This window comes from Mesorhizobium sp. M7A.F.Ca.US.008.03.1.1 (genome assembly GCF_003997495.1).
Taxonomy (GTDB): Bacteria; Pseudomonadota; Alphaproteobacteria; order Rhizobiales; family Rhizobiaceae; genus Mesorhizobium.
This window is the reverse complement of sequence record NZ_RZRU01000001.1, coordinates 384,677-407,675: the sequence shown is the minus strand read 5'-3', so window position 1 is coordinate 407,675 and position 22,999 is coordinate 384,677. Positions and strand designations below refer to the sequence as shown.

Below are 22,999 nucleotides of genomic sequence, written 5' to 3'. Positions count from 1 at the left end.
TCGGCAGCGTCAGGCCAGGGCTTCCATCTTGCCGGCGGTGGGTATCTCGGAGGCGCCGGCGTTTTCGACGATCACCAGATCGAAGCCACCACCGGCCTTCTTCCGCCACTGCCCGCCAACGAGCGGCGTTTTGCAGACGTTCTTCGCGGCGAAAGGCGGCAGTCCCGCACCGCTCCAGGCCACTTTGCCCACCACGGTCGTCATGTCGGTGGCCGCTATGGCCGCCGCGATCGCCTCGGCGTTGGTCGGATCCGAAACACGGCCCATGACATTGGCCGCCACCTCGAACAGCGAATGGACAAAGCCGATCGGCTGGGTCCAGGGACGCCCGGTCTTGGCGGTGAAATCCGCCGCGAGTTCCGCCGAGCTCTCGCCCGTCACGGACGATTTGAACGGATGCGAGGCCGACCACCAGACCTCGGACGAAAGGTTGTGGCCGGCGTCGCCGAGCGTCTCGACCGATTGCGGGAAGAGGATCGCCTTGGCCACCGTCACCGCCTTGGGCTTGAAACCCTGCTGCCGGGCCTGGTTCCAGAAGGTGGTGAAATCGGGCGGAATCACCACACCGGTGACGATCTCGGCATTGGCCGCCTTGAAGGCGTTGACCTGCGCGGTGAAATCGTCCGAAAGGTTCTGATAGCGGCCAGGATCGGCAAGGCTGAAACCGGCAGCATCGAGACCCGGCTTCAACCCGTTCTTCGGGTCGCCCCAGGCATTGCCGTCGGCATCGTTGGGGAACAACCCGCCCACCTTGCCGTTGGTGGAAAGCTGCTTCCACATGCCGGTGTAGACGGCGATGATGTCTTCGAGGCCCCAGAAATAATGATAGGCGAAATTGAAAGGCTTCCACGACGACGGATCGGCCGGATTGCCTTGCTGGCCGATGAACCAGGGCTGCCATGGCGCCATCGTCGAGATGACCGGCACGCCCTCCGCTTCGCAGGTGGTGGCCACCGGGTTGGTGTTCTCTGGCGTCGAGCCGACGAGCATCAGGTTGATCTCGTCATCGACGATCAGGCTCTTCGCCACCTCGGCCGCGCGATTGGGGTTCGACTGGCTGTCCTTGACGATGACCTCGAAGTTCTTGCCCGCCTCGGAAGCGAGGAAGGCCTCGATGTTGTAGGCATCGCTTTCCGCGAAGCCGGCGAGCGGCCCCGTCTGCGGCGAAACATAGCCCAGGCGGATCTTGGCGCCTTGCGCGATGGCCGGCGTCGCCAGGCGCGAACCGGCGAGCGCCAGGCCTGTCGCCGCCGAGGCTTTCAGTAGGCTGCGTCTTGTGATCATGTGTAGTTCCTCCCTCTTATTTTTCCTCAAGCCCCCGGACGGCGTCCCTCCCACGCCGCCTGAAGGAGTTCCCTTATCGATCCCGGATCGATTGGCCTCGGATTCGCATAGGCATTCTTGACCGCGATCGCCGCCGCGCGGTCGAGATCGGCCTCCTCGATGCCGATCGCCTTCAGGCTCAGCGGAGAGCCGACCGACTGCGCGAAATCCCAGAGCCCACCACCCGCCGAGCCACCGCCGAATGCCTCAGTGATCGGGCGCAGCAGATCGGGCACCGCCGCTTCGTTGAAGGCGGTCGTGTACGGCAGCAGGATGGCGTGGGTTTCGGCATGCGGCGTGTCGAACGAGCCGCCGAAGACATGCGCCAGCTTGTGATGCAGCGCCATCGAGACATAACCGAGTGCGGTCGAGCAGCACCACGCGGCATAGAGCGCCTGCGTCCGCGCCGCGCGATCCTGCGGATTGCCGATCAGCCTTGGAATGCCGTCCCGGAAGGCAACCATGGCATCCCTGCACATCAGCACGATGACCGGGTTGCGATCGGGGGCATACAAGGCTTCCATCGCGTGGGCGATCGCGTTCATCGCCGAGGTGACGGTGAGGCTTACCGGCAGGCTCAGCGTCAGATCGACGTCGTAGATCACCGTCTCGGGGCGAATGTCCGGCGAGCGGCGAGTGGTCTTCTCGCCGGCCGCCGTCTCGCCGAGGATGTCGGTCATTTCCGAGCCGGCATAGGTGGTGGGAATGACCACCTGGTCGGCGCCCGTGCGCACGGCAATGGCCTTGCCGAGCCCGGTAGTCGAGCCGCCGCCGAGGCTGACGACCGCCGAAGCGCCGCTGGTGCGGAAGGCATCGACGGCCTTTTCCGTAACTTCGACAGCGGTATGCATGACCGCGCCGGCAAAGATCCCGGCGGCGAGGCCGCCAAGACTTGCGGCCAGTCTTTCCGCATCGCCGTTCTGATGCGGTGTCGACAGCACCATCACCTTGTTATGACCGAGCCGCCGGACTTCTTCTTCGACACGATCCATGGTGCCGGCACCGAAGACCACCCGTGTCGTCAGGCCTGGAAAGGTGAAGCCGTCCATCATCGCGCCGCCTCCATGCGCGGGCCACGCCCGGCGGCGAGGTCGTCGAGGATCGTGCCCAGCATAGCGATCTCGGCGTCCGAGACCTCATGGCCGCGGCCCGGGAACAGATCGGCCCGCAGGCTTGCGCCAATCCGGCCCAGCGACTGCGCGGCATCGGCAAACGCCGAGACCGGTATCCAGGGATCGGCATCGCCGCCGGAAAGATAGATCGGCATTCCGGCCGGCGCCGCCTCGGATCTTTCGTCCGCTGGTACACCGACACGGCAGCCCGTGAAGGCCGCCAAGGCGTCGGGCGGCGGCAGCCCCGCGCAGAGATATTCGATCGAGAGACACGCCCCTTGCGAGAAGCCCGCGAGAAGCAGCGGCAGTCCGGGCAGTTCAGCCCGCGCCGCGGCCATTGCGGCCGCAAGGTGATCGAGCGCATCCGAAAGCTGCGCGCGGGCGACCGGCGTCAGCGGGTCGACGGCACGCGCCTCCCACCACATGCCGAGCGGTGCGCGCGGCAGGATGAAGGCCACGGCCGACGCGGATAGTCGTGACAGCACATGGGACTGCATCTCTTCGGGCGATTGGCCGCGACCGTGGACGAAGACGCAGATCGCCTTTGCCTCCGGGCCTCTTGGCCCAAGCCGGAGCGGACCGCTGCCTGAACTCACGTGAAATCCGCCTTTTCCAGGCCGGCCTGCAATTCGCTTTCGCGGTCCTTGAACCATGGCGGAAAGACCAGCGTCTTGCCGATCTGGCCCGGGGGTTCGTCCTTGGCCCAGCCTTCCGGCGTGGTCCAGGCGATCTCGAACAGCGCGCCTCCGGGTGAGCGGACATAGCAGGACTTGAAGTAGTTGCGGTCCTTCTGCTCCGATATATCCGTGAAGCCGAGGCCCTCGATATGAGCGCGCAGCTTCAGCTGGTTCTCTTCGTCGCCGGTGTTTAGGGCGAGGTGGTGGATCGTGCCGCCCGCCAGCGTCCAGGTGCCCTGCGGGCTGTCGCGGTCGACAATGACCTCCACGCGCTGTGCGACGCCGGCCGCGTCGGGCACGCGGAACACAAGCCCCTCATGGTCGTCGGCCTCTTTCTCCAGCGGCAATGCGATGGTCAGGAAGTCGTCCATGGCGGTGCGGTCCATCACCGCCACCACGGCGCCGTAGATTCCCTTGATGCCGTGAGCCTTGCCGATGCCCTGCGCCTCGTTGGTGATGGGCGCGCGTGGATCCCTGTCGCTTTCCACCAGCTCATGCGGGATACCGCAGGGATGTGCGAAAGCCGCACGGTCGGCGCCAAAACGGGTGATCTTGATCGCCTCGATGCCGCGCGCATTCAACCGATCCACCCAGAAATCCGCGGCCCCCTTCGGGATCGACTGCATGATGGTGCGCGACTGGTTGGACCCACGGCGGCCATAGACGCCTGGCTTGCGGAACGGGAAGGTGGTGATGATCGTCGAGGCATCGCCAGAGGGCGAGCCGTAATAGAGGTGGTAGACCGGGATGACGCCGTCGAACAAGACGGTGCGCTTCACCGAATGCAGGCCCAGTGCCTTGGTATAGAAATCAAAATCTTCCTGAGCGCTGTCGGTCGAGAGCGTCAAATGGTGGTAGCCGCTGACACGTGCCATCGGTCATCTCCTCCCAGAGGTTTCGGTTTCGCCCCGCCGTTGCGGGCAGAGCACGAGGTTGAGGTCGAGCGCGTACTTCCGCTTTCCTGCATTGGGCGGCAGCGCGCGGAACTCGGCCATGAGTTCGGGTTTGACCCCGAAGATGGCATCCCGGCCGATCGCAGGGTCGGACCGGTCGAAGATGTGGGTGGTCAGCGTTTCGAAGCCCTCCGCCGAGACGCGAAAATGGATATGGGCCGGCCGCTCGAGGCCAAGGCCAAGCGCTGACATCAATTGACCGACCGGTCCGTCCGACGGCAGCGTGTAGCCCTTCGGCTTCACCGTCGCGAAACGGAACCGCCCCTGCGGATCGGTACGGAACCGTCCGCGCAGATTGAATTCCGGCTGCCGGTCGGGTTCCTGGTTCTCGTAGAGACCCTCGGCATTGGCCTGCCAGATCTCGACCGTCGCATCGCCGATCCCTGCGCCGTCGAGCGCGACGATCCTGCCCGCAACCTCCAGCGGCTCGCCCTTGTGATCGCGCGAGATGTTCGCGCCGGGCGCCATCTCCGGCACATCGGCGCGGTAGAAGGGCCCAGCCAGGGTGTTTGGTGTCGCCCCGGCGGGGCGCGGGCTGTTCTGATCCTCGATCAGCGACGACACACCCAGGACATCGGCGAACAGCACCCATTCCTGGCGCCGCGCATCGGCGTAGTGGCCAAGCTCGGTCAGAAAATCGATCGCCTGGCGGAACTCCTCGCCGGAGGGCCGCAACTCCACGATCAGCGCGTGCAAACCATCCACAGCAGCCTGCGCCGCCGCTGCCAGGCGGGACTGGCCCATTGCTGTCAGGCGCCGCGAGAATTCCTCGGCCTGCGTCGAGATCGCCTTGGTGAACTCATCCCGCTTCGGGTCGTGCTGGCCGTGCATTCCGCCGGGGCCTCCCTTCCCCTTGCCAAGCGGGATAGCACGGCCCGACGCGATGCTTGATGAGATGTGGCGTCCCTTGTATAGCGTTTTGCTATGAAGCTGAACGAGCGCCACCTGATGCAGCTCGCCGCGGTGCTGGATGCCGGCGGCGTGTCGGAAGGGGCCGCCATGCTGGGCTTGACCCAGCCGGCGGTCAGCCGATCGCTGGCCATGCTGGAGGCGCGGGTGGGTGAGCCGCTCTTCCTCAAGGGCCGCCGGCCGCTGCAGGCGACACCGCTCGGCTTCCAGCTGGCGGCGCAGGGCCGCACGATCATCACCGCGTCGCGCAAGGCTTCGGATGCGGTGCAGGGCTTTATGAAAGGCACCAAAGGCGTCGTCCGTGTCGGCGGCGTGCCTTTCTTCATGGATGCGATGATCAGCCGGATGATCGGAGAATTCCAGAAGCTCGAGCCAGAGGTCACCGTTCAGCAAAGCTATATGAACCTGCCCGAGATGGTCGCGGCGCTGGAGAGCAACCAGATCGACCTCGGCATCGTACCGATCGGCGTGCTCGACCTCGGGCCCGGCTTCGAATTCACCGAAATCCTGCCCGGACGCAACGTCGTGGCTTGCCGGCCAGACCATCCCCTGCTGCGAAATCGCCGCCTCAGGGCGCATGACCTGACCAGCTTTCCCTGGGTGGCTCCCTTGCCCGGCTCTCCGCTGATGTCGGACCTGCAGATGATCCTGATGAGCATCGGCATGTCGGATCTCAACATCCGCTATTCAGGAGGCTCGCTGATGAGCGTGATCAACTTCCTTGCCGAAACCGATGCGCTGGCCGTGCTGCCCTTCTCCGTGGTCTTCGCACAGCGCAGGGAAAACCGGGTGACCGTGCTGCCTTATGAAATCCCGCAGCCCAGCCGCTCACTCGGCATCCTGCGCCGGGTCAGCGGGCCACGCTCACCGGCGGCAGAGCGCTTCGCGGGCCACGTCACGACCGCCTTCGAGAATCTGAAGCACATCATCAAACGGCACGAGAATGCCGTCGTCTGGGGGCGGTAATCCAGCCGACATAGCGCCCCTTGGCCGCGCCAGCTCCTGCCATCGACGCCGCCTCCGGCGGTTGGGTCCCGACCATCCGCACCATAGCAAGGTAATCTTTAATGGGTGATCTTGCGGTTCCGTTCGGGCGGCGTTCAAGACGCCATCCGCGTTCGTTTATTCGTTGAGCAAAACACTGCCAACAGCGGACAAGCTGCCGCGCTATTCGAATGATGCGGTAGCGTCACACAACGCGCATGTTTCCTCCAGCCGGAGGCGCTTCATCCCCGCGTCGCCGGTTAGGCTCGACGGCCGCCCGCCCCCAAAAGCCGTCGGGCCGCCAGAAATCCCGATATCCTATTGGTTACGCCCTCCTCCACCTCGCCATCACTGCGTAAACGCTTTGGACATCTGATCCGCAAAGGGTTTCAACAGATAAGACCAGACATTGCGTTCGTCGGTGCGGATATGAACCTCGGCGGGCATACCTGGCCTCAGCACCTTCGCTTCAGTCAGGCAGTTCGATTTGCTTTCAACCTTGATACGCGCCGAGAAATAGGAAAGCTGACGTTGCGGGTCTTTAATCAGATCTGCCGAGATGTGTTTCACCGACCCTTGGCAGACCGGAGTGGTTCCCACGTCGAACGCCGGAAAACGGATCGATACCGGCTGCCCAGGCCGGACGTCGTCGACCCGCGACGGAGGGATCAGTGCGTCCACCACAAGATCGTCGGCATCAGGTACGATGGTCATAAGCATCTCGCCAGGCGCGATAACGCCGCCGACAGTGTGGACAGCCGATTCCTGTATCGTTCCGGACTGCGGCGCGCGGATCGTTGTTTTGGTCAATTCATCCTGCGCCACAATCCTGCGTTCGTTGAGTTCGGTCTGCTTGGCTTCCGTCTCGCGGAGTTCGGTCGTCACGTCAGTGCGCCTTTGGTCATCCAGCTGCAGCATCTGCAACCCCGTTTCGCTGATGCGCGCCTGGGCTTCAGCTACTGATGCAGCGAGGCGCCCCGATTCTCCCCTGGCCCGGGTGGCATCCAGCCTGATGTTGCTCACCCTCTCCTTGGAGACGAGTTTTTTGGCGTAGAGGGAATCAACATCGGCAAAATCCTTATTCAGCAGAGCAACCGATTCATCCACCGCGCTCTGTTGCGCTTTAAGACCGTCGATCTGACGTTCAAGTTGCTGGGATTGGCTTCTCAACTGTGCCTTCTGCCCAGCCAAAGCCGAGGCGCGCGTTTCAAAGAGGGCGCGCTCGCCGTTGACGAGCGCAGCCAGCTCCGGTTGGTTCATTCGCGCCTTCAGGCCGACCGGCAACTGCATTTCCGCCAGGCCCGTGCGCTCGGCCTCCAGCCGGGCGAGGCGGACGGTCGCGCGATCGAGATCCTCGCTGATGATTTGCAGGTTCGCGCGAGTCAGCGTGTCATCCAGCCTGACCAGCACGTCGCCGGCTCGTACATGATCTCCGTCCTGCGCGAAGATCCCGCCCACTGTGCCTCCGGTTTGATGCTGGACCTTCTTGACGTTGGTTTCTACCACCACGGTGGCTGGTGCAACCACAGCGCCGGCGATGTTGGTCAACCCCAGCCACAGGCCGCCGCCAAGGACCAGCAGACCTGTAATCACCAAACCGAATATCAGGTTGGCTCGTATACCGTCCGGCAGATCCGGCGAGCTCACGGCAGGCTGTTTGCTGCCACGAAGGGTCCGAGCATACGACGAGAAGGTGACGAATGTTTCGAGCAGAGCCTCATGCATGCCCGGCAACCCCCGGTATCGGCGCCAAAGAAGATGGCCGAGGTGAAACAGGCGGTGAAGGTCGGAGCACGTTCGCCAAGACCTCCTCGCGCGAGCCAAAGGCATGAACCGTTCCATTCGACATAACCAGCACCTGATCGATGTTCGCGAGTGCCGAGGGACGATGCGCAACGACAATGACGATGCCTCCGCGCTGACGCACTGCCCGTATGGCGCCGGCCAGGGCAGCGTCCCCGTCCACGTCGAGGTTCGAGTTCGGTTCGTCGAGCACGACAAGAAACGGCTCGCCGTAAAGTGCTCGAGCGAGGCCCACGAGTTGCCTCTGCCCTGCCGACAGGGCAGCTCCCCCCTCCCCGATGCGGGTCTGAAATCCCTGAGGGAGTTGCATTATCATTTTCTCGACGCCAGCTGCTCTTGCCGCCGCAAGGACGCCTTTCGGATCCGTCTTGCCTCGGAACCTCGAAATGTTGTCTGCTACCGTGCCGTCAAACAACTCCACGTCCTGCGGCATGTAGCCGATATGGGCGCCAAGCTGTTCCGAGTTCCATTGATCGAGAGAGGCGCCGTCCAATCTCACCGAGCCGTGGAGCGGCTTCCACACCCCGACCAACGAACGGGCCAGCGTCGTCTTGCCGGAGCCGCTCGGGCCGACGACGGCCATTCCAGCGCCCCTCGACAGGTGGAAGCTTACATTTACAACGGTCGGTCTTGTCAGGCCGGGCGGCGCGACTGTCAGTTGCTCGACGGCAAATCGTGTCTGTGGACGAGGCAATTCCATCGGGTCGTCCTGACTGCCAAATGCAGCCATGACAGCTGCCAGCTCGCTATAGCTGCGCCGGGCCGAAAGAAAGCCTCTCCAGTTTGCGATCGCCGCGTCAACCGGCGCCAAGGCCCGGCCGAGCAATATGGAAGATGCGATGATCACCCCAGGAGAAGCTTCACCGCCGATGACCAGGTAAGCACCGAGCCCCAGAACGCCGGATTGCAGACCCATGCGAAGCGCCTTCGAGAAGGAACTGGCGCCACCGACGACATCCGAGAGGCGTTCCTGCTGGGCAAGATATGCGCGGCTGACGTCACTCCAGCGTCGAGCCAGTCGACCAGAAAGCCCCATTGCATGAACGACCTCGGCGTTGCGACGGGCGGAGTCGGCAAGCGCCCGTTGCGAAGACAGCTCCTCGGAGGCGCGCGCGGCCGGACCACGGCTGAAGACTTCCGCAACCGCCGTCAGGAGGACCACGGCGATCGCGCCGACGGTTGCCAGCAGGCCGAGCGAAGGGTGGAGCAAATAAATGATCACCAGATAAAAAGGGATCCACGGGGCGTCGAAGATGACCGTCGGTCCCGTTCCGGAAAGAAAGCCGCGCAGTCGGTCAAGATCGTGCAAAGGCTGCAAACGGCCCGCATCACGCCCCGCCTTGAGTGGCAGGGACAGGGAGATGGAGAACACCTTTTGCTGCAAATTCCTGTAGAGCCGGCTGCCGATGCGGACCAGCACGCGAAGCCGCACGAAATCCAGGAGCCCGTAGACCGCATACAGGCCCAGCATGCCGATCGTGAACCCCACCAAGGTGGGAACGCTCTGCGACGGCAGAACGCGATCGTATATCTGCAACATATAGACCGAACCGGTCAGAGCGAGAATGTTTATCACTGCCGAGAACAGCGCCACGCCAAGCAGCCCAGGCATGCAGGCGAGAATGGCGGAACGTAGCTCGGGAGAACCGGCCCCCGATGTTTTCATGACCAGCGGTCGTTCGCGCGACACTGCCGCGCCGTTACTTCCGTAAGTTGTGATGGCTCAAACCTTTCTTGGTGCGCATAGCAGCCGCTATCCGTCGCCCCCTTATTACGCTCTGCTTACATACGTCGACTTTGAGGAAAATGCAGCGGATTCGTGGCGCGGGACCAGCGCAACGCGACCCGGAGCGTGCACAGGCTGGGGATAACTTCCCAAAAAGCGGCAATTCGCGCTAGTAACGCAGTCCAGAACGGAACACGCGAAACAGGCCTATGTCCTTGCTTCTACACACTTTCAAAGACGCCGCGGTCCGCGGCGCAAAATACCTGATACGGAGCAACAACCTAGATCAATCAAACCTTTTATCGTTCTGTATTTTGTATTTGATTTCGTCCTGATTACACCAATCACCTGAGCAGACAGCGCTTTAACCGAATCAACCAAATGTTCTTTGGTTGGCACTCCATTGCGTAAGATAGGGCCATGGGTGCGGCAGTGAAGTCCGGCATTCCGATCGACAAGATCATCCAGTCCCCCAGACTTCAGCGGCGGCAAGTGGACGACCGTCAGGCCGGCGCGCAGCATGCGTCATTCAAACGGACGAGGACAGTGATCGAGCCTGACCGTATTCTGGGTTTAGCTCATGCGCAGGATGGCGACTGGATAAAAGGCTCGTTCACCTCGGGGCGCGCTAGCCGACGGGCTCGAACCCGCCTCGGCTGCGACGGCTGCCAATCTGCCAAGAAGCCTGATCGCGCCTTCGCCATCGTCGTTATCAGAGCGGAGGCTGCGTTGGTCGGCGCGTTGAATCGAAACGTAGTGGGGTGTTGCGTGGAAAAGAAGTATCGAAAATTAAGAAGAGCTGTCTGGGAAACGATATATAGGGTCAGCTTGATAACCCCGAATTTTTACGTTCTGAACTACCCCATAGCAGCCGCCGGATTCTTTAACGGAAACAATAGGTTCCCAAGACGGGTTTCCAGCCAATCTGCCACGATAAATGATTTTATCTTTGACAGAATGATACGGAATAGATGGGGCTATCTAGAGAAGATATGCGTTGATAAGCATTATGCTAAGTACATAGTTGATGGAATCGGAGGTCTTAAAATCCCAAAGACGATTTCTGTCTTCAAGATAGATAGAAATACAACGGCAGATGATATTCAACTTTGGATCGAGCCCTTCATCGGACGTCATTTCGTGATGAAGCCGACCCACTCCTCCGGAAAAATTATATTCCTCGACAAGCCGCTCAATAGGAAAACCATAGAGGAATTCTTAATTTTTTCCAAGAGATCTTATTTCAATATTGGACGAGAGACGCAATATTACAAGATGGAAAAGAAGATAATTATCGAAGATAATATTTCTACGGGAGCAGAACTAAGCGATTACAAATTCTTTTGTATTCGCGGCAGGGCACTCTATCTTCAAGTCGACGTCGGTAGATTTGTTGATCATAAGAGAGCTGTCTTTTCTCTTCCGGATTTTAAGCAGATTGATGTCATGTACGGTTATGACATACCAGAAAACGTAGAAAGGCCCGAAAATCTCGAAAAAATGACTGAGATTGCGGAGACGATATCTAGAGATGTTGAGTTTGTCAGGGTTGATTTGTACTGTGTTAATGGGGACATATATTTTGGAGAGATGACCTTTTCTCCATGCGCTGGATCGGATCATATTTCAAACGAGAGTTGGGCCATAGATTTTTTAAATAGGATCAAGGCAGAAAGTGTTCCTAAAGCAGCGATAGGTGGCCGCTTCACGCCGCAAGCGGCACGATCTTTCGACCGCCAAGTTGGCGGCTGAGCCGCAAGGGCGTAAGCCTCGGTTCATGTGCCGAGGCACCCCCATGGCTTTCCTCTAATTGGGGATAACTCGGTCGGGAAAGGCGGATATTTCCCAATCACGCGCTCAACAATGAGCCGGATGAGAGGGCTTATGTTGTTGTTGCGGCACCGTTTTAAAAGACTTCGGTTGGCCGAAGCAGGACATTCCTGCTGTGCAGCAATCCTGCCGGCGATCAAAGATTCTATCCAGCGGGTGTCGTATTTGATTTGGGCCTAATATGCGCCGTCAACTAAGCAGACATGGGGCATAACCGAATCAACCAAAGGATTTTTGGATGACACTCCACTACGCGTCCGGTGGATCAGCCGCCGAGATCGCAACCGCCGGATTCAATCTGGCTGATGTTCAATACGTTTCGCAAGTCAATGCTTTGCCGGATGGCATGAAAGGCTTGGTTTATCTCGGTGAGCACGACGGAGTAACTTCGTCTTTCATTGATAAAGTCACTCCCTTCATAGGCAATCCGGATGTGTTCGGATTTTACCTTAGCGACGAGCCTGATCCGACAGGCAAGTGGGGCAGCTACGCAACCGCTGCAAACCTAAAGGCGGAATCCGACTGGATCCATTCTCATTTTCCCGGCGCCAAGACCTTCATCACCATGATGAACCTGGGCACGGATGGCTCCCCGAGCTACATGAACCCGAATGACCCGGCCCACGCCGCTTACAATCCGGCGAATACGGGCATCGATTTCTACGGCATCGGCTATTACCCCATCAATAACACCTCGGCTCCCGACTACTCTCATATCGACAAGATGGTAGCGGCTGCCGGTGAAGCGGGCATCCCGATCGACAAGATCGTCCCGCTTTACCAGGCGTTCGGTGGTGGCAACTGGGAAACCAGCGCCGGCGGCAAGTTTGTCATGCCCACCGCTGCCCAAGAGCAGGCCATGATTGATCGTTGGGCCGCACTGGTTCCGTCACCGGCCTTTGACTATACCTATAAATGGGGAACGCAGAATGGCGACACCGCGCTTGAAAGCGCCTCGGAACTGAAAGCCTTTTTCCTTCAGCACAATCTCGAGGGCACCCATGCCCCGGCCTCGCCCCCGGTTAGTGATCCTGTCACCGCGCCGGTCGGTGATCCGGTCGGCACACCGGCCACGCCTCCAACTAACGCCGGCGCCCCTGCTCCCGCAGCGCCGGCCCCGTCGGGCAGCGATCATGTCTTCCATGGCACGCGCGGCGCAGATGTTTTTCACGCAACCACGGGCAATGACAAATATCTCGTCAACAATGCTCATGACAAGGTAATGGAAGCGCCAAACGGGGGGTTCGACAAGGTCGCGGCCTCGGTGAGCTACGCTCTTACGGCGGGATCACATGTCGAACAGCTCTCCACCGCCAATTCGGGTGGCAGGGCGTCCATCAACCTGACCGGCAACGAATTCGGTCAAGCCATCTATGGGAATGGCGGCGCCAACAAGATCAATGGCGGCGGTGGCGCCGACAAGATGACCGGATATGGTGGGAATGACACCTATTCCGTCGACAATGCTCACGACAAAGTGGTGGAGCAGAAGGGCAGCGGCATCGATAAAGTCCTCGCTTCTGTGAGTTTCGCCCTATCGGCTGGCTCGCACATCGAGCAACTCGCGACCAGCAAGGCGTCAAGCAAGGCCGCAATCGACCTGACGGGCAATGAGTTCGCTCAGACCGTCAAAGGCAACGCCGGCGCCAACAAGATCGACGGTGGCGGCGGAGCCGACACTTTGACCGGCCGCGGCGGCAGCGATGTCTTCGTTTTCAGCACCGCTCTTGGCGACGGAAATGTCGACAGGATCACCGATTTCAACAAAGCCCAGGACAAGATCCACCTCGATCATTCCATCTTTGCCGGTCTCGATCAGGGTGGGCTCTCGTCGGAGGCTTTCTTCGCCGGCAAAGCTGCGCACGACAGTTCCGATCACATTGTCTACAACAGTGCGACGGGAGCTCTTTCATTCGACAGCGACGGCGTCGGAGGGGCAAACCAGATCCATTTCGCGACCCTCTCTCCACATCTGTCGATTACCGCATCGTCCTTCCTGGTCACCTGAACCAGCCCAACGGCGAATGCCTTAAAAAAAGTCGGCGGGGCGCTGGGGCCTCGCCGACTTTCGTCTGCACGGTGCCACGCAAATCAAGCGTCGGGAACTTCTGCGTTCATCGGCCAACCGCGAAAACTCAGGCATCACGTCTTGCTCCAGTTGAGCACCCACCAGTCGCTATCCTTTCCAACATCATGGGTGTCATTCAAACGGACGAGGACAGGAACCTGGCCTCCCCATAGCGTGCACTCGGGCGCATCCGCTCAGAGGTGGTGAAACCGGGCGATGGCAGCATCGAGAGCCGATCGGTTCCTCGACTTGACTGCCATGTGCGCGTGGGAGAGGCAGATGAACCCGCATCTGGTCTGCGTGGGAGGCGAGGATCACGCCTTGAGAGTTCCCTTCCTCATAGCGCTGCGAGAGAAAGGCTTTCGCGTTACGGCGGTCTCCAGCGGGTCTCCAGTACCGTTTTTACGGCATGACATTTCGCATCACAGGTTCTCCTTCGACCGGTTTGCATCTGGCGGCGGGGAATGGCGGGCCCTCGGAACGATGCGCCGTTTGATGCGGGAGCTTCAGCCTGACATCATCCAGAGTTTCGACACCAAGCCAAATCTGTTGACGCCCCTTTCGGTACGGGGAACCGTCCCGGTCATCCGCACCATCAACGGGCTGGGCTGGACGTTCTCATCGCTGGAGCCTCGCGCCTTGGCCTTGCGTCCGATCTATTGCGCACTGCAATGGCTTGCGTCTTCCTGGACGGCAGCGACCGTTTTCCAAAATCGCGACGACCAACTGTTCTTCGAGCGCTTTCGGCTGATCGGTCGCGGAAGCTCACGACTGATACGCAGTTCCGGAATCGATGTCGATGCGTTCGCAACGGTGCGCCATCTCGGGTCCTCGGCAACGAAGATGCGTAGGGAACTCGGCCTTCAGTCCGCCGAAGTGGTGATCTTCGTCGGCCGTTTGACGCGCCAGAAAGGCGTGGCGACCCTTCTCCGTGCGATCCCTCGCATCCTGTCTGAAAGACCCGCAGCACGGTTTGTGCTTGTCGGTCCGCGAGAATCCGAAGGCTCATTCGCAATCGACAAGTCGGAGATCGATCGGCACGCACCTCATGTGCTGGCCTTGGGGCCACGACGCGATGTAGCTGATCTCCTTGGCATGGCCGATGTATTCGCCTTTCCCACCCAGTATCGCGAAGGAATACCGCGTGTGTTGCTGGAAGCGGGGCTTGCGGGACTACCAATCGTGGCTTCCAGGATGCCAGGCTGCAGAGACGTCGTCGAAGACGGGTGGAATGGCTATCTGGTTGCACCGCATGATGCCGATGCCCTTGCCTCGCGAACAATAGACTTGCTGTCCGACCGCGTTGCGGCCAAGGCAATGGGCGCCCGTTCCGCTGAACTTGTGCGGGAGCGATTTGCCCTGCCGTTGGTGGTCGATCAGTACTGCGACCTGTACGAAAACACGCTCCGCGCGGGGCTTCCGCGACCGCTACCTGCTGTCGCACTCGAGGGCAGCCTTGCAGATCACCGGGGCGGAGCACGTCAATGATCCGGGACGCCTTGCTCGCCCTGGGAGTTGCGATGTCCTATGCGACGCAACTGGGCGTTCCGGGATTGCCGCTCGGCTATGGCGAATTGTTCATCGCGATCTGGATCGTTCTGGCGATTGGACGAATATTCGCCGGGGGTCGTCTCCAGGTCACACCCGCTTTTGTCCAACTGGCGAGCTTCTGGCTGATCTTGTCGCTGGCTTTGGGAATCGGCACGATCGTCGGCTACCTGACCACCGTCCTTTACCTGACCGGGCTGGTACATGACGTGATGGCCTACATGCTGCTGGCCGGCTTCACATGCCTGGCGGCCGCGGAGCCCGACGCCGATCGTCACCTTCGCCGCAGTGCCTGGTGGGTGATCGCCATCGCCAATGGAAGCTTCGTAATTCAGCTGGGACTGGCATTTGGGGTAGCCCACCAGTCCGGCGTCGACCCCTGGTTCTGGGACAGGTTCCGTGGCTGGTCCGAGAACCCAAACCAACTTGCGCTCTATTGCGCGCTTTTTGGCCCCCTGGCTTTGCACCTTGCCACGACCACCCGCAACCCATGGCGCCGTTTGCTCGCATTCTCCAGCCTGATCCTGACCTTTTATGTCGGCCGGCTGACGAAGAGCGACACCTATCTCTACACCAGTATCCTGAGTTGCCTCGTCTTTCTCGGATTGCGGCTTCGTGCATGGATCGCAACGAGCGGTCGCGCCAGCCTGTCTCGCCTGGCAGCAATTGTGCTGTTGTCGGGTTCCTTGCCTCTGGCGCTGGCGATGACGCCGTACGCGCTCACCGAAGAGGCCAGCGTCGCCCATTTTGCCAAGAGCCTTACCAAGGACCAGGGTGGGGAAGCGACACTCGAAACGTTCGAACTCCGGCTCTACCTGTGGCAGGAGGCCGTGGAAAAAGGGTTGAAATCCGGGTCCCTGGGATTGGGCCCTGGCCCCCACCTCGAGCGCCCGCCCGTCGCCGACCGTCAATTTCTGCAGCGACCCTTCGAGGCCCATAATACCGTTCTCGACCTTTACCTGCAGGGCGGATTGCTTGCCGTGATGGCATTGGTCTGGATCGTGGGAGCCGCCATGTCGCTTGCCTGGCGAGCGGGATTCGACGCGCTGCTGGTGCTCGGTGCGTCGACGATAGTCTTCAGCATGCCTCACCTGATCATCCGCCATCCGATCGTGTGGTTTTCGCTGGCTTTCTGCCTCGTAGCCGGAAATCCGACCGCACTTCGGCGCCAGCTTGCTGAACCGAGGGTGTCCTAATGTGCGGGATCGCGGGAATTCTATTGGCTTCCGACGCCACGGACATAAAGCCGCTCGGAGCGATCGGGCGGATGACCGCATCGCTGCGTCACCGGGGCCCGGATGGCGAAGGGCTCTGGGCCGATCGCGAAGCTGGAATCGCACTGGGCCACAGGCGATTGGCAATTGTCGACCTGTCAGCCGCCGGGCACCAGCCGATGCATTCCGCCAGCGGACGGTACGTGATCACCTTCAACGGTGAGATATACAATTTCCGCGATTTGCGTTGCGAACTCGAGAGTGCGGGCCAAACCTTTCAAGGTGCCAGCGACACTGAAGTTATGCTCAGCGCAATCGAGCATTGGGGGCTTGAGACCTCCCTCAAACGCTTTGCCGGAATGTTCGTGTTCGCATTGTGGGATCTGAAGACAAGAAGCCTTTATCTGGCCCGCGACAGGATGGGCAAAAAGCCCCTCTATGTTGCTTCGACCCGAGACGCATTGGTTTTCGCCTCTGAGCTGAAGGCGATCAACTCCTTTCCGGGCTTTTCTCCCGACCTTGATCTTGATGCCGCGGCCGCAATGCTTTCAACGGGATGGGTGCCGGACCACCGCTGTATCTGGCGAAGCGTGTTCAAACTGCCGCCCGGTTCTGTCCTTTCCGTCACCGCGGCGAATTTTGCCGAAAACCGCAGCGCGGACCGTCTTTCCCAACGCGTTCACCGCTGGTGGTCACTGGCTGACGTTGCTGCCGATGGGCGACGGAACCCCGCCACCGGCACCGACGAAGATCTGGTTGACGAACTGGACAACCGGCTTCGGCTGGCCGTGCGGGAACGCATGATCGCCGACGTCCCTCTAGGCGGCTTCCTGTCAGGGGGGATCGACAGCTCAGCCGTGATCGCCTTGATGCAGGCCCAATCCTGCAAGCCGGTTCGCAGTTTCACGATCTCGTTCGCGGAGGGCGGCTTTGATGAAGCTCCATACGCAGCGGCCGTTGCCCGTCATCTGGGTACCGACCACTCCGAACTTCACCTCTCGCCAAGCGCCGCACGTGACGTCATTCCCGAATTGCCGCAGGTCTGGGATGAACCCTTCGCCGATGAATCGCAGATACCGACCCTGCTCGTTGCCAGGCTCGCTCGTCAGCACGTCACAGTAGCGCTGTCGGGCGACGGTGGTGACGAATGCTTCGCGGGATATGGCCGCCACTTCATGGCGGAGCGGCTGAAACAACACCTGCGCCTGCCCCGACAATTGCGCCGAACCCTGGCGGCGGGCGCAGGGTTACTCGCGCGGGCCGGACGTGACGATGTCGTTGGCAAATTGCCGCTCTCTGCAAGTGCCAGGCATTTTATCCGGAGCGACCGAATGGAACGTCTCGCCCGGCTGCTCGCGGCATCGGATGAAGACGAATTGTTTCAGCGGCTGGCGCGGCCACAGGCTGAAAACCTCGGGCATCAGCGCCCGACCGAACCAATCCACGGCTATGGCGGTCCGCCGCCTGACGACCTGCTCTCCCGTCTTCTGTGCGATGACATGGCGGGATACTTGCCTGGCGATATCTTGGTGAAGCTGGACCGTGCCACCATGGCCAACGGCCTTGAGGGCCGGTGTCCTCTGCTTGACCACCGCGTTGTCGAATTCTCCTGGCGGCTGCCATCCAACATGAAAGTTCGTGATGGCGCCGGCAAATGGATCCTTCGTCAATTGCTGCGCCGCTATCTCCCGCAGCACCTGATCGAGCGTCCGAAACAGGGCTTCGATGTCCCTATCGCTGCATGGCTACGGGGTCCGCTGCGCAACTGGGCCACCGATCTTCTCGCCGACATGCGAACCGAAAGCAGTGACGTATTGGACCCTGCGAAGATCGACGCCTGCTGGCGCGATCACATTGATGGTCAAAACCGCTCGCGCGAATTGTGGTCCGCGTTGATGTTCCAGGCCTGGCGGAGCCAAGCCAACCGGCAAGCACAGCAAACCGGCCCAACTCATGAACTCGACCTGGCAGGAGTGTGACAATGGTAGGTTCCGCAATCAGCCCGATCCAGCTGCCACGGGTCAATCAACCGCCGGCACCGGTTCTCGAAGGCAGAGCGCACGTGCGGTCATTGCGTGAATATGTCGAGCCGCCCACCGCGTCGCGCCAACTCTTCGTGATTCTAGCAAGGCGAAAATGGTCCATTGTTGCCTTCGCTGTGTTGGGCGGCCTGCTGGCGGGGTTGCTGGGAAGCCTTCGGCCGGTTCTCTACGAGGCAACTACCCAGCTTATCATCGATGCCCCCTCGCGCGGTTCACTGCCCGTCGGCGCCCCGTCTTCGCAGGACCTCGTTGATTCAAGCATAGATGACCACATCACGATGCTATCGTCGCAAGATCACCTGCGCCGCGTCATGGCGGCACTGCGCAAGACAGGTGCGGCTGAAACCGGGCAGGACAATTCCGCTAGCAGGAGTTCCCGGCTTGAGCCGTCTGCCATCCCTCCCCCGAGGACACGCTCACTTGCCGGTGGTCTACTGGACCGGCTGTGGCCAGGAGCGGACAAAACAATCAACGATTCACAAGCCAAGGATGCCTCCGAATTGAGAGCCTTGCGGCAAGGAATGCGGGTCGGGCAGGAGTTGCGATCGAGAGTAATCTCCGTCGCTTTCGCCGATGACAGTCCCGCGCGGGCGGCGCTCGTGGCCAACACATTCGCTCAGGTCTATGTCGACAATCTAGTAAGGAGAAGGCAAGCATCCGACCAGCAAGAACTCGATGCGATCACCACCAGCCTGCCCATGCTGCAAAACGATCTTCAAGCAGCGGCCGACCGCCTCGAGAAATATCGGCTGAGCCACGGAGCCATCGACCAAGGCTCGGCGGACAATGCAGCCAGGGAACGGGCTGACCTCAGCCAGCAATTGTCGATGTCAAACGCGGATCTCGCCGCTGTGGAAGCTCGGCTGCGACATGTTCAGGAGCTTCGAAAGCAGGGGGCTTCTTTCGCCTCTGTGGCTGAAGCTATTGGCGGGCCTGAACTTGCCGACCTTGCGGCTCGACAGGCTCGCGCGCCTGCGGACCAGGAACTCAGAAACACGACCGAAAGCAAGGTCGAACAAGGCATCGACAAGATTGCTGCGGACGCAAACATTTTCCGTGCCCAGATCGCCACTCTTGAAAGCCGGAAGGCCATTTTGGATGCGGTCATGGCGGACACCGCCGGCCGGCTTTCCGGGTTGCGGGCTCTCGAGCCGCAGGTCAGTCTGTTGACCCAGCGATACAACGAGCTTCTTGGCCGGCAACAGGATTTGACGCGGCGTATCGGAGTTCCCTCGGCTGGAATTTCCATCCTATCGGCGGCGTGGCCGCCGACCATCCCGCAGACCTTGCCTGCCATCTTCCTTGTCCCGCCCGGGATGATTGTATTCGCTATTCTGGGGGCGATTTTCGTCACGATGCGCAATCACTTCGATCGGACTTTCCGCGGCGAGGCCGAGGCGGAAGCGGTGCTCAAGGTTCCATGCATAGGGCAAATTCCCGAAGCAGGCAGGGTGCATGCCAAACAACTGCGAACCCTTGTCCTGGGCGAGCGCAGCTCCGCCTATAGCCGCGCCGTGACGTCGTTGCTGATTGCTGCGGCGCCCAATGCGCTGAGGGCTCGTTCGTCGTACACGGCGCTTGTCACCTCCAGCGTCCCGGAGGATGGCGGGACCGAGCTCGCATGGAGTCTGGCACTGGCCGGCACGAGGATGGGCGGGCGAGTCCTCCTGATCGATCTTGAACGCAAGGGCGTTCAGCTCACGCTCGAGTTCCTGCATCAGTTCAGCGAGCGCAAGAGCCGCCATTCCTTCGCTGACTATGTCTGCAATCGCTGCAATCTGGAAAATGCCGTCGCCAGTCTGCATGAAATCGGCATCGACGTGATGACCGCTGCTCCGTCGGACGATCTGCTGGCGGTGTTGTCCTGCGAGGATGGGGGCAAAGTGATGGCGGATCTGCACTTGACCTATCGCATCGTCATCATAAACCTGCCGTCGGCGCTCGGGCGGCCGGAAGCCAAATTTCTGGCTGGATGGGCTGATGCCGTGCTTTTCGCCGTTCGGTGGAGGAAAACGCCACGCACCCTCGCTCGCGGGGTGCTGGAACTCCTTCAGGCGAACGGGTCTCTTGCGACACCTGTCGGCAGTGTCCTCACGCAAGTGAACTTGAAAAAACATGCCGGATATCGGCTCGAGGATAGCGCCGACCTCCTGCGCGAGCAAATAGCATGACGAAGCACAGGCTCGTCCTTGGGCTGCGGACAATCCGGGGGCGGTTCATCCAGGGAGAGGCTAGGACGATTCGCGGTGCAGTTTGTCCGCAGAGTGCGTCATTCAGGTGAATGATGGCAAGGTCCGGTGTGCATCGTAGGCTGCGGCAATCCCCGATATTTGCCTCCCTCGGAAGCGCGAACCGATGGCAACAAGCGACCTTCTGAGACCCAAGATGGTTCCCGCGGCCGACACAGCCATCATCGTTGTTCGGACGAGCACGATCGGTTCGATCATTCGTGCAGCTGGTGAAGTGTCGGCGATGGCAATTGCCGGCCAACTCACCCTTCTTGCTGCAATTCCGGTTTTGGCGCGGCTCTATTCGCCTACGGATTTCGGCATCTTTACGATTTATCTGTCGATCGTGAACATACTCGCCGGGGTCGCGGCATTGCGCTTCGAGGCGTCGCTCTACGGGGTGAAGGGGAGCGCGCAGGCCTATGTAACGGTCAAGCTAATTCTCCTGGCCGTGTTTGTGACCACCGTCTTGGCCTTTTCCGCCGGACAGATGCTGTCGAACCTTGCTCCCAATCGTCTCGGCTCCCTCGTCTGGCTCATCCCGATTGGAATGGGAGGCGCAGGTCTGGTCGAAGCCATGAACTGCTGGAGTCTGCGTGCCGGCCTTCTGCGCGATTTTGCTCTTGGGCGGCTGATCCTGCCGGCGAGCATGGCTGCACTGCAATTGGTTTTCGGCATCGCCAACCTCGGCGGCGAAGCGATGATCCATGCCCATATTTTGAGCCAGTTCGTCTTTATCGGGTATATTGGTTATCGGGTGACGAGCTGGGAGGATTTGCGCGGCATCGCCCGGGCACCTTGGCGTGCGGTGTTCGAAAAGGCTCGGCGGGAATACAAATTTCCTCTGTTCGATATTCCCGCAACACTCGCGAGCATAGCGATCAACAATCTTCCGGCAGTTCTTGTCGGTGGGCTGTTCGGCACCGCATTTGCCGGGTATTTGGGCGTAGCAACGCGCCTGGTTACCGGTCCCGTGACGCTGATCGCTTCACCGCTCAGCAATGTTTTTGTCGCCGAAGCAAACCAGAACAACAATCGTGGACACCTGCTTGGTGTGGCCCGCGGGCTTCTCCTGCTGGCCGCCGGCTTTACCGCGGTGCCGATATTGCTGCTCGGACTTGCCGCGCCCTATGTGGTCGTTCCGCTCCTGGGCGAGCCTTGGATGCCAACCGCGGAAATCATGACCGCACTGGCGCTGATGGGCGCGGCACAAGCTTTATCAACTCCCCTTAGTGACGTTCCCGCTCTGTTGCGGCGGCAAGGAACAAGACTGGTCATCGACCTCGTACGAGCGGTTCTCGTGTTTGGCCCGCTGCTCGCCGGTGCGCAGGCGGGCTGGCAGCCAGTCACCGTCATCTATTTCATGGCCGCGGGCGGCGCGTCGGGTTTCGCTCTGAAACTGGCAGCATCGCTGTATCTGTTGACCCACGACCCTCAACCAGCAGGCGTTGCAACGTGCATCCAACATGAATGTCTCGAGGAAAAAACACCATGAATTCGTCGGTTGACAACCTTCAAACGGCAGTTGCGGTCACCCAGCATGACCGTGCCGATGTCTCATGGTCATGCCCTTTTATCTCGGTCGGGATACCAACCTTTCGCCGACCGGATACGATCCGCAGGGCGATCGACAGCGTCTTGGGCCAGGATTACTCCGATTGGGAGTTGGTCGTGAGCGACGACGAGGGACCGGAGGGCGAGACCTGGGCTATCGTGACCGACTATGCACGAAGCGAACCTCGCATCCGCATCATCGAAAACAGCCGAGGTCGCGGTCAGGTGGAGAACACCAACAACGCTATGCTGGCTTGCTCCGGACGGTGGATCAAGTTGCTGCATGACGATGACTGGCTTGCGCCAGGTGCACTCAGGACATTCGCCGAAGTTGCCAAACAGCACCCCTCAGTCGCCTTCATGACCTCTGCAGCAAACATAATCGAGGACAAGCGGGTGAGATTTCGCCAAGTCCCCAAGGAGCAGGAACCGATCTCCCTTTATTCCAGCCAGCAGTGCCTGATGGACCTCTATCTGGTGCGCGCGACACGCTGCCTGGGGATCATTCCATCCACATTGTTGATCAACAGCGAGGTCATTCGTGCCGGCTGCTTGATGCGCACGCACAAAGAAATTCCGGCCGGAGTGGATCAACTGTTCTTCGTCGATCTAGCCAGCCATGGGGACATGGTGGCGATAAGCGATCCGCTTACCTTTTACGATGCAACGAACCATCCAAGCATTACCACGTCAAAGAGTTTCCGCGAGGTCGACGAAGTGACCCTCGCCGTCAAGCAGCTTAACTGGAATCTCATCAAGGATCGCAGCCATCTCCCGCCTCCCGAGACATTGCTGCGGGCGTTGCGGGTTGCTCGTATTCCCATGCGGTTCCACCAGCAGTCCTGGTTGGCCACGTTCCTTGATGGGATTCAGATCTTCCGGCCTTCCGTCATGAAGGTGGCGGGCTGGCACGTGCTCAACCACGTGTTTGCAATCCGCCCAAGATTGGGCCGGGTGCGCACACGACGGCGGTAAGGCGGAGCTGGGCGGACAAGCAACACCAGCGACAGATTGCGCGCGCACAAGCC

The 22,999-nt window shown here is 60.5% G+C and carries 16 protein-coding genes; 9 read left to right on the top strand and 7 right to left on the bottom strand.

The features are described from left to right. Window positions 1-9: 9 nt before the first annotated feature. The 5 genes from EOA16_RS01825 to EOA16_RS01805 are packed head-to-tail and all read right to left on the bottom strand — an operon-like array spanning window position 10 to window position 4,896. A complete protein-coding gene (locus tag EOA16_RS01825) occupies window positions 10-1,284 on the bottom strand; it encodes an ABC transporter substrate-binding protein (RefSeq protein WP_127255067.1) in 1,275 nt (424 codons plus the stop codon). Between the two features lie 26 nt (window positions 1,285-1,310). Beyond that, window positions 1,311-2,375, bottom strand: a complete 1,065-nt coding sequence (locus tag EOA16_RS01820) for a maleylacetate reductase (protein ID WP_127255066.1) — start codon at window positions 2,373-2,375, stop codon at window positions 1,311-1,313. After that, window positions 2,372-3,031 (bottom strand): dienelactone hydrolase family protein, encoded by a 660-nt coding sequence (locus EOA16_RS01815; protein WP_127255065.1) that lies wholly within the window; start codon window positions 3,029-3,031, stop codon window positions 2,372-2,374. The genes EOA16_RS01820 and EOA16_RS01815 overlap by 4 nt, the downstream gene beginning before the upstream one ends. Further along, the gene (locus EOA16_RS01810) at window positions 3,028-3,987 is read right to left on the bottom strand and encodes a VOC family protein (RefSeq protein ID WP_127255064.1); all 960 of its coding nucleotides are present in this window, start codon (window positions 3,985-3,987) and stop codon (window positions 3,028-3,030) included. Before EOA16_RS01810 ends, EOA16_RS01815 begins: the two co-directional genes overlap by 4 nt. 3 nt (window positions 3,988-3,990) lie before the next feature. Next, window positions 3,991-4,896: a dioxygenase gene (locus EOA16_RS01805; RefSeq protein WP_127255063.1), complete on the bottom strand. Its 906-nt coding sequence runs from the start codon at window positions 4,894-4,896 to the stop codon at window positions 3,991-3,993. A gap of 93 nt (window positions 4,897-4,989) precedes the next feature. Between EOA16_RS01805 and EOA16_RS01800 the strand changes: the two genes are divergently transcribed. After that, on the top strand, window positions 4,990-5,940 hold the full coding sequence (locus tag EOA16_RS01800; protein WP_127255062.1) for a LysR family transcriptional regulator: 951 nt from the start codon (window positions 4,990-4,992) through the stop codon (window positions 5,938-5,940). Between the two features lie 366 nt (window positions 5,941-6,306). Here the strand turns inward: EOA16_RS01800 and EOA16_RS01795 are convergent, their stop codons facing one another. After that, a complete protein-coding gene (locus EOA16_RS01795) occupies window positions 6,307-7,683 on the bottom strand; it encodes an HlyD family type I secretion periplasmic adaptor subunit (RefSeq protein WP_127255061.1) in 1,377 nt (458 codons plus the stop codon). Next, the gene (locus EOA16_RS01790) at window positions 7,676-9,427 is read right to left on the bottom strand and encodes a type I secretion system permease/ATPase (protein ID WP_164754063.1); all 1,752 of its coding nucleotides are present in this window, start codon (window positions 9,425-9,427) and stop codon (window positions 7,676-7,678) included. The genes EOA16_RS01795 and EOA16_RS01790 overlap by 8 nt, the downstream gene beginning before the upstream one ends. Before the next feature lie 480 nt (window positions 9,428-9,907). Here EOA16_RS01790 and EOA16_RS01785 point away from each other — a divergent pair, with 480 nt between their 5' ends. From EOA16_RS01785 to EOA16_RS01750, 8 genes are all read left to right on the top strand, one after another. After that, window positions 9,908-11,239 (top strand): ATP-grasp fold amidoligase family protein, encoded by a 1,332-nt coding sequence (locus tag EOA16_RS01785; RefSeq protein ID WP_164754062.1) that lies wholly within the window; start codon window positions 9,908-9,910, stop codon window positions 11,237-11,239. Between the two features lie 316 nt (window positions 11,240-11,555). Beyond that, the gene (locus EOA16_RS01780) at window positions 11,556-13,325 is read left to right on the top strand and encodes a calcium-binding protein (RefSeq protein WP_127255059.1); all 1,770 of its coding nucleotides are present in this window, start codon (window positions 11,556-11,558) and stop codon (window positions 13,323-13,325) included. Between the two features lie 339 nt (window positions 13,326-13,664). After that, window positions 13,665-14,873: a glycosyltransferase family 4 protein gene (locus EOA16_RS01775; RefSeq protein ID WP_127255058.1), complete on the top strand. Its 1,209-nt coding sequence runs from the start codon at window positions 13,665-13,667 to the stop codon at window positions 14,871-14,873. Then, window positions 14,870-16,129 (top strand): O-antigen ligase family protein, encoded by a 1,260-nt coding sequence (locus EOA16_RS01770; protein ID WP_127255057.1) that lies wholly within the window; start codon window positions 14,870-14,872, stop codon window positions 16,127-16,129. Before EOA16_RS01775 ends, EOA16_RS01770 begins: the two co-directional genes overlap by 4 nt. After that, window positions 16,129-18,126 carry an asparagine synthase (glutamine-hydrolyzing) gene (asnB, locus tag EOA16_RS01765; RefSeq protein WP_127255056.1) on the top strand — a complete coding sequence of 666 codons (1,998 nt, stop codon included), beginning with the start codon at window positions 16,129-16,131 and terminating at the stop codon, window positions 18,124-18,126. The genes EOA16_RS01770 and asnB overlap by 1 nt, the downstream gene beginning before the upstream one ends. 2 nt (window positions 18,127-18,128) lie before the next feature. Next, window positions 18,129-20,360: an exopolysaccharide transport family protein gene (locus EOA16_RS01760; RefSeq protein WP_127255055.1), complete on the top strand. Its 2,232-nt coding sequence runs from the start codon at window positions 18,129-18,131 to the stop codon at window positions 20,358-20,360. Window positions 20,361-20,544: 184 nt separating this feature from the next. Beyond that, complete coding sequence (locus tag EOA16_RS01755; protein WP_127255054.1) at window positions 20,545-21,912, top strand: lipopolysaccharide biosynthesis protein; 1,368 nt, start codon at window positions 20,545-20,547, stop codon at window positions 21,910-21,912. Beyond that, window positions 21,909-22,946, top strand: a complete 1,038-nt coding sequence (locus EOA16_RS01750; protein ID WP_127255053.1) for a glycosyltransferase family 2 protein — start codon at window positions 21,909-21,911, stop codon at window positions 22,944-22,946. Before EOA16_RS01755 ends, EOA16_RS01750 begins: the two co-directional genes overlap by 4 nt. Window positions 22,947-22,999 lie beyond the last annotated feature (53 nt).